The sequence below is a fragment of the Variovorax ureilyticus genome (genome assembly GCF_037889935.1).
In the GTDB taxonomy this organism is placed as follows: domain Bacteria; phylum Pseudomonadota; class Gammaproteobacteria; order Burkholderiales; family Burkholderiaceae_C; genus Variovorax; species Variovorax ureilyticus.
This window is the reverse complement of record NZ_JBBKZU010000015.1, coordinates 25,449-40,349: the sequence shown is the minus strand read 5'-3', so window position 1 is coordinate 40,349 and position 14,901 is coordinate 25,449. Positions and strand designations below refer to the sequence as shown.

Annotated in this window: 13 protein-coding genes; 6 read left to right on the top strand and 7 right to left on the bottom strand. The window is 67.1% G+C overall.

Translation table 11 applies throughout. The features are described 5' to 3' along the window. Positions 1–166 precede the first annotated feature (166 nt). The 4 genes from WKW77_RS27345 to WKW77_RS27330 all read right to left on the bottom strand — a co-directional run bounded on the left by WKW77_RS27345 (position 167) and on the right by WKW77_RS27330 (position 5,119). Positions 167–2,242 carry an AsmA family protein gene (locus WKW77_RS27345; protein ID WP_340360045.1) on the bottom strand — a complete coding sequence of 692 codons (2,076 nt, stop codon included), beginning with the start codon at positions 2,240–2,242 and terminating at the stop codon, positions 167–169. A 98-nt stretch (positions 2,243–2,340) separates the two neighbouring features. Further along, complete coding sequence (locus tag WKW77_RS27340; RefSeq protein WP_340360044.1) at positions 2,341–2,697, bottom strand: plastocyanin/azurin family copper-binding protein; 357 nt, start codon at positions 2,695–2,697, stop codon at positions 2,341–2,343. Between the two features lie 13 nt (positions 2,698–2,710). After that, a complete protein-coding gene (locus WKW77_RS27335; RefSeq protein WP_340360043.1) occupies positions 2,711–3,652 on the bottom strand; it encodes a metallophosphoesterase family protein in 942 nt (313 codons plus the stop codon). Positions 3,653–3,763: 111 nt separating this feature from the next. After that, positions 3,764–5,119 carry a class II 3-deoxy-7-phosphoheptulonate synthase gene (locus WKW77_RS27330; protein WP_340360042.1) on the bottom strand — a complete coding sequence of 452 codons (1,356 nt, stop codon included), beginning with the start codon at positions 5,117–5,119 and terminating at the stop codon, positions 3,764–3,766. 198 nt (positions 5,120–5,317) lie between these two features. On the opposite strand from WKW77_RS27330, the gene WKW77_RS27325 reads away from it, so the two are divergent. From WKW77_RS27325 to WKW77_RS27315, 3 genes are all read left to right on the top strand, one after another. Further along, positions 5,318–5,899, top strand: coding sequence for a hemerythrin domain-containing protein (locus WKW77_RS27325; protein ID WP_340360041.1), 582 nt, complete (start codon positions 5,318–5,320; stop codon positions 5,897–5,899). A 96-nt stretch (positions 5,900–5,995) separates the two neighbouring features. Next, complete coding sequence (locus tag WKW77_RS27320; protein WP_340360040.1) at positions 5,996–6,970, top strand: NAD(P)H-dependent flavin oxidoreductase; 975 nt, start codon at positions 5,996–5,998, stop codon at positions 6,968–6,970. Between the two features lie 107 nt (positions 6,971–7,077). Continuing rightward, positions 7,078–7,344, top strand: a complete 267-nt coding sequence (locus WKW77_RS27315; protein ID WP_340360039.1) for a hypothetical protein — start codon at positions 7,078–7,080, stop codon at positions 7,342–7,344. Positions 7,345–7,641: 297 nt separating this feature from the next. Here WKW77_RS27315 and WKW77_RS27310 read toward each other — a convergent pair whose 3' ends face one another. Beyond that, positions 7,642–8,772, bottom strand: coding sequence for a 3-deoxy-7-phosphoheptulonate synthase (locus WKW77_RS27310; protein WP_340360038.1), 1,131 nt, complete (start codon positions 8,770–8,772; stop codon positions 7,642–7,644). Between the two features lie 260 nt (positions 8,773–9,032). Between WKW77_RS27310 and adh the strand changes: the two genes are divergently transcribed. Together adh and WKW77_RS27300 are read left to right on the top strand one after the other, a co-directional pair. Beyond that, positions 9,033–10,553, top strand: coding sequence for an aldehyde dehydrogenase (gene adh / locus WKW77_RS27305; RefSeq protein ID WP_340360037.1), 1,521 nt, complete (start codon positions 9,033–9,035; stop codon positions 10,551–10,553). A gap of 11 nt (positions 10,554–10,564) precedes the next feature. Further along, entirely contained in the window at positions 10,565–10,969 is a 405-nt protein-coding gene (locus WKW77_RS27300) for a DUF779 domain-containing protein (RefSeq protein ID WP_340360036.1), read from the top strand. 30 nt (positions 10,970–10,999) lie between these two features. Here the strand turns inward: WKW77_RS27300 and WKW77_RS27295 are convergent, their stop codons facing one another. After that, the gene (locus WKW77_RS27295) at positions 11,000–11,842 is read right to left on the bottom strand and encodes a transporter substrate-binding domain-containing protein (RefSeq protein ID WP_340360035.1); all 843 of its coding nucleotides are present in this window, start codon (positions 11,840–11,842) and stop codon (positions 11,000–11,002) included. Between the two features lie 9 nt (positions 11,843–11,851). Further along, entirely contained in the window at positions 11,852–12,295 is a 444-nt protein-coding gene (pedF, locus tag WKW77_RS27290; protein ID WP_340360148.1) for a cytochrome c-550 PedF, read from the bottom strand. A 318-nt stretch (positions 12,296–12,613) separates the two neighbouring features. On the opposite strand from pedF, the gene WKW77_RS27285 reads away from it, so the two are divergent. Next, positions 12,614–14,740, top strand: coding sequence for a sigma-54-dependent Fis family transcriptional regulator (locus WKW77_RS27285; RefSeq protein ID WP_340360034.1), 2,127 nt, complete (start codon positions 12,614–12,616; stop codon positions 14,738–14,740). The last annotated feature ends 161 nt before the right edge of the window (positions 14,741–14,901 follow it).

The following is a 14,901-nucleotide window of genomic DNA, read 5'->3' as shown; positions in this document are numbered from 1 at the left end:
TGCGCAACGCCGCGCGCAGCGGCTCCGACCGGTGTAGGCGGAGAGCGCCACCTGCGTCGCCCGAGGCTGGCTGAGCTGTGGCGACCTCTCCTGCGGGGCGGGGCCAGCCACGGATCGATCCGGCAGAGACGCCCGCCGTGGCGCGCGCCTGCTGCCGCAGGCCAGTTCAACGTGAAGCGTTCGGCGGCGGCTTCGAAGCGCTGCGCTTGCGCGGGGTGGTGGCCTGCCTGGCTTCGCCCCGGGTCCGCTGCTGCACCTGTCCGCAATGGGTCTCCTGGCCCGGGCCGGTCTCGATCAGTGGAATGAGGGGCGCGAGCGGGCCGACCAGGGACAGTGCCGCCACCGCAGCGCCGCGCACGACGAGCGGTCCCTTCCTGAGCTGGTAGTCGGGATGGGAGAAGGTCCCGTACAGGCGCACCGGCGTTCGCAGCGAGAGCAGGCCCACGTGCTTGGGCTTGGGCGCCACGGTGAAGTCGAAACGCTCGTCCGCGAAGTCGAACCACCCGTCGCCCAGCACCTGCGTCTGCTCGGTGTCGATCACGAAGAGGCTCGATTGGCCGCGCCCGTTCTTCACGTCGAACACCGCGCCGCCGCAGTTGATGCCGATGTCCTTGTCGCCGCCCACCAGCAGCGTGATCACCTTGCCCATGTTCAGGCCGCTGGCGGCGTCGAGCAGATTGGAGACGCGGCCGTTGACCACCGTCGTGGCGATGCGCCCGTTGGATCTGGCAGCCGCGTCGGCAATGGAGTTGCCCTCCCCCGAAAGACGCAGCGTGGCGCCGACGCGGCCGGCGCCCTTGGCGATCACGCTGTCCTTCGGCACGAACTGGCCCAGCCGGATGCCCTGCAGATCGATCGCCACGTCCGCCTTGATGATGGGCTGGCGCGCGTCCAGCGTGGCCTGGCCCGCGAGGGTGCCGCCGGCGAATCCGAAATCGACAGGCGCGAGCTTCATCACCGCGTCGTTCAGGTGCAGCGAGGCCTTCAGGCTCTCCAGCGGCAGGCCCTTGGGCACCTTCAGGCGGGTGGCGTGCAGCTCGACTTCGGCGTCGATCTTTTGCAGGCGGCTGACCTCGAAGGAGCCGGCGGGCAGCAGGTGGTCGGGGTCGATCGTCTTCTGCTTGGCGCTGGCGGTGGGGCGGTCCCGTGTCTGCGCTTGGGTGAGTTTGGGCTTGCCGCCGGTCTCCCGCGTCTCGATGCCGATCAGCGGGCCCAGGTCGGCGAGGTCGAGGTAATTGCTGTGCAGGTCGGCCTGCAGCAGCGGACGGGGCTTCTGGTCGATATAGGCGCCCTTGCCGAAGACATCGGTGGACCCGATGCGACCGCGCAGGTCGTCCATGGTGTAGCGGTTGCCCTCGAGGACCAGGTGCCCCTCGAGGCGGTAGGGCGGCGAAGCCGGCAGCGGCAGGAGCAGGAACGGGTAGAGGTTGGCCAGCGTCTTGCCCTCGATGCGCAGCTGCGTGTCGATCCCGCTGATGCGTGCGGCATCGGCGATGGTGCCCTCCACCCACAGCCTGGTGGTGCCCGCATGCAGTTCGCCCTGGATCGGGAACGGAACGCCCGACTCCTGGAAGCTCAGCACCTCACCCGTCAGCGCCGTGCCGTCGAACCTGGCGCCGTGGTAGTTGCCGGTGAACTTGTATCGGGTCGAGTACCGGTCGTTGGCCGGTGCGGCGTCGGCGCTCTTCACCTTCTCCTGCCTGGCTGGATCGAAGGTCGCGGCTTCCACGTCCAGGTCGAAGGGCTCGCCATGGTCGATATAGCGCAGCCGGCCGTGGTCCACCGACAAGGTGCTGATGCGCAGCTTGCTGGGCGACGTGTCCGAAGGATCCGAGAGGATCCAGTTCCTGCGGTCGTCGGGCAGGCGCTCGAAGAGCAGTTCGGGCCGCGTGAGCGCCACCCGCGGCACAAGGATCTTCTCGGGCAGATCGCGCAGCGAGACGGAGAACTCCAGCTGCTCGACCTTGGCCATCGGCTGGTCTTCCCTGGACCAGTCCGCGTTGCCGAAGCGCACGCCGCGCATGCGGATGGTGGGCGCGAGGCCGAGCCGCACGTGGAGGTCGTCCATCCGGAACTCGCGACGGGTCTTTTGCGAGATGTAGCGCTCGATAGGCGGACGCACCCAGTTCCAGTCGAACAGCAGCACCACCAGCACGAGCAGGATCAGCAGGCCCGCGAAAGCGGAGCCGATCGGATGGCGTCGCAGCAGTGTGGCAGTGGGCAACGAGATGGGCCGGTCCATGGCGTGATCGCGGTTCGGAAGAAACAGCGCAGTGCTCAGGATGCCGGCGCGACGCGCGGCTGTCCATCCGGCACGAAGCCCGAGGCGTGGTCGCAGAGCTAGCGCTTGTGCACATGCACGACGCCGGTCATGAACGGATGCACGGTGCAGAAGTAGGCGTAGTCGCCCTCTTTCGGAAACGCGGCCTCGTACTGGTCGTCTGTATCGAGCGCCTTCGAGCCGATGACCTTCTCCTGCCCCTGCGCACTGGCCACGGTGTGCGGCACCTCGTCGTGGTTGATCCAGCGCACTCTGGCGCCAGGCGCGATCGTGATCTCCCGGGGTCCGAAGGCGAACTTGCTGACGTCCACGGTCGTGACGGCGTCGGCGGCTGCGCTGGCCGACAGGCCCGCCGCGACGCACGCGATCAGCGCGATCCCCGCGCCCCAGAGTTTCAGGTGGCTTCGATGGAACATGGCACGCACCTCCTCAGCCTTCGAGCGGCCGGTCGACCATGGCCAGTTCGTGCTTGCCGCGGACCACGCTGACCTGCCGCGTGCCGAGCAGCTTGCCGAGCTCGCCTGCGGGAACCTTCATGGGGCCGGGCTCGCCGATTCCCTCCTGGCCCGGCGTGGGCAGCGGATAGGCCAGCGACATCGCCGTGTGCATCGCGACGGTGCCTTCCACCTTCTGCAGCACCTGGTGGATGTGCCCGTTGAGGACCGTGACCGATCCGTAGGGACGCAGCATCGAAATCAGCTGGGCGGAATCGGCGGTGCCCCAGCCCCAGGGCTCCCAGACCGTCCAGAGCGGGATGTGGGCCATCACCACGAGCGGCGTCGAGCGCGAGACGCCGGAGAGATCGCGCTTGACCCAGGCCAGTTGCTCGTCGCCCAGACCGGCCAGCATGCCGGCCTTGAAGTTGAGCGTGTTGGTCAGCCCGATGAAGTGCACGCCGCCCTGGTCGAAGCTGTACCAGGCCCGGCCCTTGCCGTCGTGGTCGAAGAACTTCAGATAGCCATTGACCCCGTCGTCGATCGTGTCGTGCTCGCCCGGCACCGTGTGCACGCGGTCGACGCGGATCTCCGTGAGGATCTCCCTCGCACTGCCGAACTCCTCGGGTTTGGACAGATGACTGACATCGCCCGTATGCACGACGAACGCCGGCGCCTGGGGCAGGGCATTGATCTCTGCGATCGCATGGCGCAGGCTGCCGACGACATCGGGGTTGGCTTCCTTGCGAAAGCCGATGTGGGTGTCGCTGATCTGGACGAAAGTCAGCGCATCGGGTGAAGCCGCTGTCGGCGTACCGGCACCCGTCGCGCCGAGGGCGCGCGGTATGCCGCCGCTCACGGTCCAGACGATGGCCGCGCCGCTCCATGCGGACAGGCACCTGAGGGCTTCGCGACGGCCGGGAACGTGCGTGTTCATCTGCTTGCTCCTTTCAACGGATCGAAGGCCGTTGCAAGCTGCAGTACGCAAGCAGTCCCCTATTTATTCCCGCTTTCCGATGCGTGAATGCGTGGATGCGTCGATGTGCCTCTATCGGCCGCGGCGCGCAGCCTTCAGGACATCGGCGATCAGGAATGCGAGCTCCAGGCTTTGCGACCCATTGAGCCGCGGGTCGCAAGCGCTCTGGTAGCGACGGGCGAGTTCCTCGTCCGTGAGTTCCTGCGCACCGCCGCGGCATTCGGTGACGTCCTGGCCCGTCATCTCGAAATGCAGACCGCCGGGATAGGTGCCCGCAGCCTGATGCGCGTCGAAGAAGCCCCGAACCTCCTGCAGGATGCGGTCGAAGTCCCGCGTCTTGTAACCCGAGGACGAGGTGACCGTGTTCCCATGCATGGGATCGCAGCACCACACCGGATGGCGCCCGGCGCGCTCGACGGCACGCAGCAGCGGCGGCAAGGCGTCGCGGACCTTGTCCGCGCCCATGCGTGAGATCAGCACCATCCGGCCGGGCTGGTTGTCCGGATCGAGCCGGTCCAGCAGCCCCAGGACATCCGATGCCTTCGCCGTGGGCCCCAGCTTGACGCCGATGGCATTCCCGACGCCGCGCAGGTACTCGACGTGCGCACCCTCCAGGGCGCGCGTGCGCTCTCCCAGCCACAGCATGTGCGCCGAAGCGCCGAACCAACGGCCGTCCTGCTCGTCGAGCCGGGTCAGCGCTTGCTCATAGTGCAGGTGCAGCGCTTCATGCGAGGTGTAGAACTCGACCGCGTGCAACTGCGGCGCCCTGGCGGCGTCGAAGCCGCAGGCCTCCATGAACGCGAGCGACTCGGCAATGCGATCGGCCAGTTCCTCGAATCGCTCGCCCTGGGGGCTCTTTCGCACGAAATCGGTCGTCCAGCGGTGCACCTGATGCAGATCGGCGAACCCGCCCTGCGCCAGCGCGCGGAGCAGATTGAGGGTCGCAGCAGAGTGCGAATAGGCCGTCAGCAGTCGGGCAGGATCGGCTTGCCGCGCCCGCGCACTGAATTCGCTGGCGTTGACGATGTCGCCCCTGTACGAAGGCAGGCTGACGCCATCGATCGTTTCCGTGTCCGACGATCGCGGCTTGGCGAACTGCCCGGCGATGCGCCCGACCTTGATCACCGGCACCGAGGCGGCATACGTCAGCACCACCGCCATCTGCAGGATGACCCGGAAGGTCGACTCCACCGGCACCTGACCGAACTCTTCGAAGCTCTCCGCGCAATCCCCGCCCTGCAGCAGAAAGGCCTCGCCGCGGGAAGCGGCGGCCAGGCGCGCCTTCAACTGCGAAATCTCGCCCGGGAAGATGAGCGGCGGCAGCTTCGCAAGGCGGGCCTCGACGCCGGCGAGGACATCGGCGTCGTCATACACCGGCAGCTGCTGCGCTGCGCGCGATCTCCATGATGTCGGTTCCCACGGATTCATGGTCGCTCCCCTTGAGGTGGGTTCTGGCGGCGGACCTGCACGGTCTGCCGACTGCGTCGGAGACAAGACTATCAGGGTGCATTCGCCGATGCACGCCTACTGCATCCGAGAAGTCATTGCCTTGATCCAGATCCAAGAACGAGGCGGCGGATGCGCCTAGAGTCGGTCCACGCTCCTGAAAGATCGCGGAGGTTTCACATGACAAGCCAGATCGCGCAATGGCATGCCGAACACGGCAATTTCTCCCTGCTTCTCAGCATTCTTGAAGAACAGGTCGCCCGGTTTCGCGACGGGGAGAGTCCGGACTACCACCTGATGCTCGAAATCGTCTCCTACCTGCGGGAGTTCGGAGACTGCTATCACCATCCGCGCGAAGACGCCGCGTTCGACATCCTCGCGGCGCACGATCCGCAAATGCGACTGCCGATCAACCGCCTGCTGCAGGAGCATCGCGTCATCGCGGTGGCCGGCGAAGAACTGGTCGCGCGCCTGAACCAGGTCATCAGCGATGCCTACGTCCTGCGCGCGAGCGTGGAAGCGGCGGCGGCGCTCTACCTCGCCTACTACCGGCACCACATTGCCACGGAAGAAAGACTGGTCCTCCCACGCGCCCGGCTGCTGCTGAGTGCGCAGGACTGGGACGCCGTCGCGCGTGCCGCTCCGTCGTACCCGGATCCCCTGTTCGGAAGTTCGCCCACGGCAGCCTACCTGAGGCTGGCCAGGCTGACGGCAGAGCGGACCACGGCGCAGGCGCGACAGGAAGACGTGGCCGCGCCCTGACCGGCGAGGCGCGCTGCCCCAGAACTTCCGAGGTGTCCCGGACCCGGAAGAAGAACACAATGGGCGCCCCCGGACCCGCCGATCGGAGGCCATCCCATGTCGATCCAGACCGCGCTCACCCAGCGACTGGGCATCCGCAACCCCGTCCTGCTGGCCCCCATGGATGTCGTCGCCGATGCGAGGCTCACCTCGGCCGTGAGTGCCGCCGGCGGGCTCGGAATCCTCGGCGGCGGCTACGGCGATGCGGAATGGCTGACGCGCGAGATCGCGCGGCTCAAGGAAACGCAGGTCCGGTTCGGCATCGGCTTCATCACATGGAGCCTCGCGAAGCAGCCCCACCTGCTCGATCTTGCGCTGGAGAGCGCGCCCGCGGCGATCATGCTGTCCTTCGGCGATGCGGCGCCCTTTGCCGAACCGGTCAAGCGGTCGGGCGCCGCGCTGATCTGCCAGGTGCAGACGCTCGACATGGCGCGCAAAGCGGTGTCCGTCGGCGCGGACATCCTCGTGGCCCAGGGCACCGAGGCCGGCGGGCACGGTGCCTCGCGCGCCACCCTGACGCTGGTGCCGGAACTCGTCGATGCGATCGGCCCGGATGTGCCCGTGGTCGCCGCTGGCGGCATCGCCGACGGCCGAGGACTCGCCGCGGCGCTGATGCTCGGCGCGTCGGGGGTGCTGATGGGCACGCGCTTCTATGCCACGAAGGAGGCGGCCGTTGCCGCCGAAGCCAAGGCGCGCGTCCAGCGCGCGACCGGCGACGAGACCGCGCGGGGCCTGGTCTTCGACATCGTGCGCAAGCGGGTGTGGCCCGTACCTTTCACGGGGCGCTGCCTGCGCAATGCGCTTGTCGAGCGTTGGACGGGACGCGAACTCGAACTCGTGCGCCACGCCGATGAAGAGCACGCGAAGTTCCTCGCGGCCCGCGAGGCCGGGGACTTCGACATCGCCGCCGTGATCGCCGGCGAGGCCGCCGGACTCGTGCGCGACATTCCCTCTGCCCGCGAAGTGGTCGAGCGCGTCAGCCGGGATGCCGAGGCGCTGCTCGACGGCGCGAGCCAGCGCCTCCGGGCCTGATTCGCGAAAAAGGCGCGGACGGACGGGCTGGCTTCGTTGTTATCTTTGGTATTACATTCCCGACACACCGAGCTTCCCCTTCCACCCACAACTTCTTCGGGGGTGTCATGAGAATTCAGTCCAATTCGCGCGCCCCGCACGCCGCGCAAATGCCGTTCAGCAAGGATCCAGCAGAGGTCAGGGACCGGTACGACTGGACGCTCAGTTCCCTGGAACAGGAATACCCGGTCATCGATCCCGACTCGAGCGAATACGACGAGGCGTTGATGTTCGACGTGTATCGCCGGCTGAAGCGGCTCGTGTGGAGTGGCATCCCGCCCGCTCGTGCCCTGGAACTCGCGGCCTCCGAGGTGCTGCGGCCGTTCTCGCACTGATTGATCCGCGCCCGCGCGTGATCTGCGCCCGCGCGGAGACGATCTAGGGTAAACCCTGATGATTAGGGGTTTACCCTATATAATGGACGCCTCACCAAAGGAAAGTCCACATGATCAACGCCATCCTCTGCCTTGTCGCCGTCTTCGGAGTCGCCGCTTTCGGGCTTGCAAAGCTCGGAATCAAGGAAGTCGCGGAACGCGGTTGAGCCCGCTGCCGCAACCTGCGGCAGTGCCCAGAGATCAGCATACGGTCCCCTGCATCGTCAGGACGGATCGCCCCTCCGACACACGCATCCGCTACGCGCGAGCCTTCGCTGCGTGTCGTCGGTTCCGAACGGCACTCGCCAGTTCGTCCAGCACCGGAACGGTCTGCCTGAAGCTGATGCAGGCATCCGTGATCGAGACGCCCCGCTTGAGCGCCACGCCGGGAACCAGATCCTGCCGGCCCTCCTCGAGGTTGCTTTCGATCATCACGCCGGTGATGCGTCCGTCACCCGCAGAAATCTGCTCAGCCACATCGTGAGCCACCGCGATCTGCCGGTGGTGCTGCTTGCTGCTGTTGGCATGCGACACGTCGATCATGACCTGCTCCCTGAGGCCACTCGCGCGCAGCGCTTCGCAGTTCGCGGCCACGTCCGCGGCTGAATAGTTCGGCGTCTTGCCGCCGCGCAGGATCACGTGGCAGTCGTCGTTGCCGCGGGTCTCGAAGATCGCGGCCATCCCCATCTTCGTCATCCCCATGAAGGCATGCGGCGCCAGCGCGGCGAGGATCGCATCGGCCGCGACCTTGATGCTGCCGTCGGTGCCGTTTTTGAAGCCGACCGGGCAACTGAGTCCGGACGCCAGTTGGCGATGGCTCTGGCTCTCGGTGGTCCGGGCGCCGATGGCACCCCATGCGATGAGATCGGCGATGAACTGCGGACTTAGAAGGTCGAGGAACTCGGTGCCCGCAGGAAGCCCCAGCAGCGTCAACTCGAGAAGCAGGCGACGCGCGCGCTCCAGGCCCTCGTTGATGGCGAAGCTGCCATCCAGGTGCGGATCGTTGATGTAGCCCTTCCAACCCACGGTCGTGCGCGGCTTCTCGAAGTAGGTCCGCATGACGATCAGCAGGTCGTCCTCGACGCGGTCCGCTTCCTTCTTCAGCAGGTGGGCGTATTCGATCGCCTGGTCGTGGTCGTGGATCGAACAGGGTCCGACCACGACGATCAGCCGGTCGTCGCGGCCATGCAGGACATCGGCGATCGACGAGCGCGCCGCTTCCACCAGGGCGAGGGTGTCGTCCCGAACGGGAACCCTCTCCTGCAGCAGCGCAGGCGTCATCAGCGGGCGGACCGCGCCGATGCGCACGTCGTCGATGCGGGTCGTGTCGATGGTGCTGTCGCGGGAGCCGATCTCGGCGTCGTGGAGGGGGTCGTCGAGCTTCGTCATGTCTTTCGGGTGAAGTAGCCCCGCATTTTCCCTCACGGACCGCTCGCGACATCGTTCAGGCGCTGGCTCAATCTGAAGCACATTGCTCCGCGAAGGCACACGCCCTGGCGCGACGCTGGCACACGCGAATGGCGTCGCCGAACTCGAAATCGTTGCGCGACAAGGACTTGCGTCCTCGGCCACCCCCTTGGCACGCACTGGCCCGCCGATTGCGAAGTGCTCCATGCGATTCCTTCCTCAACCTCAACGGAGATGAACCCATGGACATGGCTGAAATGCGCAACCTCGGCATTGCGAACCCCTTCAAGAAGCAGTACGGCAACTACATCGGCGGCGAGTGGGTCGCGCCGATCGACGGGCAGTACTTCGACAACCTGACCCCGGTCACCGGCAACGCCTTCACGAGCATCCCGCGCTCCAACGCGAAGGACATCGAGGCCGCGCTGGACGCCGCGCACAAGGCCAAGGCCGCATGGGGGCGCACCTCGCCGACCGAGCGCGCCAACATCCTGCTGAAGATCGCCGACCGCATGGAGCAGAACCTGCAGACGCTGGCGGTGGCCGAGACGCTCGACAACGGCAAGCCGCTGCGCGAGACGATGGCCGCGGACCTGCCGCTGGCCATCGACCACTTCCGCTACTTCGCGTCCTGCGTGCGGTCGCAGGAAGGCGGCATCAGCGAGATCGATCATGAAACCTACGCGTACCACTTCCACGAGCCGCTCGGCGTGGTCGGCCAGATCATCCCGTGGAACTTCCCGCTCCTGATGGCGGTGTGGAAGCTGGCGCCGGCGCTCGCTGCAGGCAACTGCGTGGTGCTGAAGCCCGCCGAGCAGACGCCCGCCTCGATCCTGGTCCTGATGGAAATCATCGGCGACCTGCTGCCAGCGGGCGTGATCAACGTCGTGAACGGCTTCGGTCTCGAAGCCGGCAAGCCGCTCGCATCGAGCCCGCGCATCGCCAAGATCGCCTTCACCGGCGAGACCACCACCGGCCGGCTGATCTCGCAGTACGCGAGCCAGAACCTCATTCCGGTCACTCTGGAGTTGGGCGGCAAGTCGCCCAACATCTTCTTCGAGGACGTGCTCGCGGCCGACGACGCCTTCTTCGACAAGGCATTGGAAGGCTTCACGATGTTCGCGCTGAACCAGGGCGAGGTCTGCACCTGCCCGAGCCGCGCGCTGATCCAGGAGTCGATCTACGACCGTTTCATGGAGCGCGCGATCCAGCGCGTCGAAGCGATCACGCAGGGCCATCCGCTCGACACCGGCACGATGCTGGGCGCGCAGGCGTCGCAGGAGCAGATGGAAAAGATCCTCTCGTACATCGACCTCGGCAAGCAGGAAGGCGCCCAGTGCCTGACCGGCGGCGCGCGTAACGTCAAGAGCGGCGAACTGGCCGGCGGCTACTACATCAAGCCGACGGTGTTCAAGGGCCACAACAAGATGCGCATCTTCCAGGAAGAGATCTTCGGCCCCGTGGTGTCGGTGACGACCTTCAAGACCGAAGAAGAGGCGCTGGAGATCGCCAACGACACGCTGTACGGCCTCGGCGCCGGCGTCTGGAGCCGCGACGGCGCGCGAGCCTTCCGCATGGGCCGCGGGATCCAGGCAGGCCGCGTGTGGACCAACTGCTACCACCAGTACCCGGCCCATGCCGCGTTCGGCGGGTACAAGCAGTCGGGCATCGGCCGCGAGAACCACAAGATGATGCTCGACCACTACCAGCAGACGAAGAACCTGCTGGTGAGCTACAGCCCGAACAAGCTGGGCTTCTTCTGAACGGAGCACGCATGAGCGATCGAAAAGCCGGCGGTTCCTCGGCCCCGGCAGTCGCTCGCGTGTCCGTGACGCCGGCCGCGCAGGCGCTCATCGAGCGCCTGCGCGCGGCGCATGGGCCGCTGATGTTCCACCAGTCTGGCGGCTGCTGCGACGGCAGCGCGCCGATGTGCTTTGCGCTCGGGGAGTTCATCACGGGCGATGCCGACATCTGCCTCGGCGAAATCGCGGGCACGCCCTTCTACATGAGCCGCTCGCAGTTCGAGTACTGGGAGCACACGCACCTGATCATCGATGCGGTACCCGGCAACGGCGGGATGTTCTCGCTGGAGCGGCCGACCGGCATGCGCTTTCTCACGCGCTCGCGGCTGTACGAGGATGCGGAATGGCAGGCATTGGAAGCGCAGGGCCGGCCGTAGCCGGGCCCTGCATACGCCATCAGGCGTGACTCAAGGCGCCTGCCAGGCGACGTTGGCGCCTTCGAAGATCTTGCGCAGCCGCCCGTCGGCTGCCAGGTCGTTGATGCCGGCCTGCAGGGCCTGCGCGAGGTCCGTCGCATCCTTCTTGACCGCCATGCCCACCGCCCAGCCGTTGCGCTGCACGCGCGGGGAAGGCAAGGGTGCGATCGCGAAGCGCGCATCGCCGCGCAGCACCGATTCCATCTCCGAGGCGAGCCCGGCGGCGGCGGGAAATTCGCCGCGCTGCAATGCGCGCGCGGCTTCGGCGCCGTCCTTCCATTGCGTGACGAGCTGGTTCCGATAGGCACCGCCGTCGGCGCCGATCATCAGCCAGCCGGCCAGCGTCTGCCCCGGCACCGCCACCTTCGCATCGCCCAATGCCGACAGGCTGTCGAGCTGCGGCAGGCGATCCAGCCGGCGCGCCACCACGACGCGCTCGCGGTAGTACGGCGCGAAGATCCGCGCCTGCGGCGTCTCGTCGATCAGCGGCTTGTCGACCGGCACATGCATCAGCACGTCCGCCGGACCGAAGCCCAGGTAGTGGCCGCGCCAGACCATGTTGCGCAGATCGTCGCCCATGTTCTCGTCGGCATTGAAGGGCAGCATCGACAGCTTGACGCCGAGCGCATCGGCGAGCGCCTGCGCCAGTTGCACGTCGATGCCCTTGCCATCGACGTGGAACGGCGGCATGTCCTTGTAGAGCGCGACCGTGAGGGTGCCGCGCTCGCGGATGCGGTCCAGCGCCGCCGCGCGCGCGGCGAGCGCCGGCGCGCCGAGGCTGGCCGCGCCGATCCATCGAAGGACGGCGCGGCGCGATACGTGTGAAGCGCGCATCGTGGGCTCCTAGAGCGGCTTGTCGCGACGTGTCTCCAGGTAGGCCTTGATCGACCAGATCGCTTCCTGGTTCATCGTGCCTTCGAACGGCGGCATATAAACGGCACCGTTTCGTGTCCGGCCATGGCGCACCGTGGTCAGGAAGTAGTCGTCGATCTCCTTCGCGCAGGCGGCCTTCTTGGGCGCATCCTTCATCGTGGCGCAGTCGTTGTCGATCTTGCGCAGGTCGGGCGCGATGCCGCCGGAGATGGCCTCGATGCCGTGGCAGCGGGCGCAATTTTGGTTGTAGGCGGAAGTGCCGATCTTGATCGCGGTGGCATTGCCGCGATACGGGTTCTCCGCGCGCCAGTCCTTGCCGAGTTCCGGCAGCCCCGCGGTGTCCACGGCCTGCGGGGTCACGTCGCCATGCGACCAGGCCAGGCCCGCGCAGGTCAGGCTCAGTGCAGCGGCCATCAGCTTCAATCCCTTGCGGGTCCCTTGGTACAGGCCAGGGCCTGTCAGCGGCTTGGTGTCCATCGTTTCATCTCCGTTCGCGTTCAATTGATGACGCTCACGAATCCGCAAACGCTGTGCCACGCGAAGTTGTTGCAGGCGGGAACACAAATTGCGTGAATTGCCCTGCGTGTGGCATCCTTTCGAGGTGCCAGGCGAGAAGTGACAAGAGAGGCCGTGTCCCCTGTGCCAAAACGGGACACCACGTCGCGAAGAGACCGAGAGTATTTCTGGATAGACACAGATCACCTGCTCAATAGAGGCAGTGGAGACAAGACCATGGTTGCACCCCCACGAGAGCTGGCCGCGCCTGCCAGGACCTGGACCACACCCGAAGCCCTGCCGCTCCCGCAGCAGAAGGAACGCACCGAACTCATCGAACAGTGGCACCAGCGCTGTTCGGCACTCGGGCTGACGCGCGTCGAACGGCCCGATTTCGAGCCCCTGATGCGCGGCGACCTCGCAGTCGCGCGCGAGCGCAACCAGCGCCTGTTCACGCACGCGGCGCCGGTCATGGAAATGCTGTTCGAGCAGATCGTCGACACCGAAAGCATGATCGTGCTGGCCGACGTCAGCGGCACCATCCTCCACTCCGTCGGCGACGATCGCTTCCTGCAGCGCGCGGACAAGGTCGCGCTGACGCCAGGCGTCAACTGGGCAGAGCATTCCAAGGGCACCAACGCCATCGGCACGGCGCTGTTCGAGGAAGCGCCGACCGTCGTGCACGGCGGCGAACATTTCATCCACGCCAATCATTTCCTGACCTGCTCCGCGGCGCCGATCTTCGACCCGCGCGGCAACATGCTGGGCGTGCTCGACGTCACCGGCGACCAGCGCTCCTACCACCGGCACACCATGGGCCTCGTGCGCATGTCGGCGCGCATGATCGAGAACCAGTGGCTGTCCGACGACTACGGCAACCGACTGCGCCTGCACTTCCACAGCCGGGTCGAATTCATCGGCACCCTGCTCGAAGGCATCATCGTCGTCGGCGCGGACGGCAAGATCCTCGGGGCCAACCGCAGCGCGCTCGACCAGCTCGACATGAGCAGCGCGGCCTTGCGCATGCACAGCCTGACCAGCCTCTTCGGCACGACCGCACCGGCGGTGTTCGACCACTTCCGCTCGCCGCTTCCGACGCCGATGACGCTGTGCCTGTCGAACGGCCGCCAGTTCCATGTGAGCGCGCGATTCAACGGGCCCCAGCGATCGATGGCAATGGAACCACGGAGCGCGCCCGTCGTCGACTCGGCAGGTCTGCGCTCCGGGGCCGGCGCGGAGCCCCGGCTGCCTGCCGGCGTGCTGGCGGGCGCCACCGCGCACTCGGCCGACGGCACGCTGTTCTCCGGCCTGCACTACCTCAACACCGGCGATCCGCAGATCGGCGCACTGATCCAGAAGGTGCAGCGCGTCATCAACCGCGACATCCCGCTGCTCATCCTCGGCGAGACGGGCACGGGCAAGGAACTGCTCGCACGCGCGGTGCACCAGGACTCGAACCGCGCGAGGCAGCCCTTCGTGGCGGTCAACTGCGCGTCGATTCCCGAATCGCTGATCGAGGCCGAACTCTTCGGCTATGAAGACGGCGCCTTCACCGGCGCGCGCCGCAAGGGCGCGGTCGGCCGCATCGTGCAGGCCAACGGCGGCACCCTGTTCCTCGACGAGATCGGCGACATGCCGCTGGCGCTGCAGGCGCGGCTGCTGCGCGTGCTGCAGGAGCGGCAGGTCACGCCGCTGGGCAGCCTCAAGTCCATTCCGGTCGATATCGCGGTGATCGGCGCGACGCACCGCAAGCTGCGCGACATGATCGAGGCCGGATCGTTCCGCGAAGACCTCTACTACCGGCTCAACGGCCTCGTGGTGAAGCTGCCCGCGCTGCGCGAGCGCCACGATCTCGACGTGGTGGCGCGCCGCATCCTGTTGAGCGATTGCCCGCACGGCACGCCGGAGATCAGCGCGCGGGTGATGGCGCTGTTCAAGGCCTATGCATGGCCCGGCAACGTGCGCCAGCTCGCGAACGTCCTGCGCACCGCCGCCGTCATGGCCGCCGGGGAAGGACAGATCGAGGAGCACCATCTCTCGGACGACTTCCTGGAGGACGCGCGCAGCGGGCGCGCGCCCTCGCCGCCGCAGGTCTCCATGCCGATCCGCGTCGCGCCGCCGGTCGCGGAAGCGATGCCGATGCATTTCACCGAACCTTTGGGCGAGCGCAGTGCAGAGCCCGAGGCCGAGTCAGGTCCCGCTCAGGCAACGGCGGAGCCCGCCACGCCGCGCACGCTCGGCGAAGCGGAAGTCGAGCTGATCCGCAGCACGCTCGCCGCGGCCAACGGGAACATCTCGGTCGCCTCCAAGCGCCTGGGCATCAGCCGCAACACCATCTATCGCAAGCTGCGCTGGGGCAAGTGACGCCCTAGGGACTTCCCTGTACCGTCGTCGAACGGCGCTGTACCAGCCTGGAACACTCGATGCCAGCGCCTGCTGCCGCAGGCCTTCGGCTTGCGCGTTTGGCGCCTTCGGACCCCCATTCATCAGGGCAATCCCCAGTCTCTTTCGCCTGCGCCGCGCCG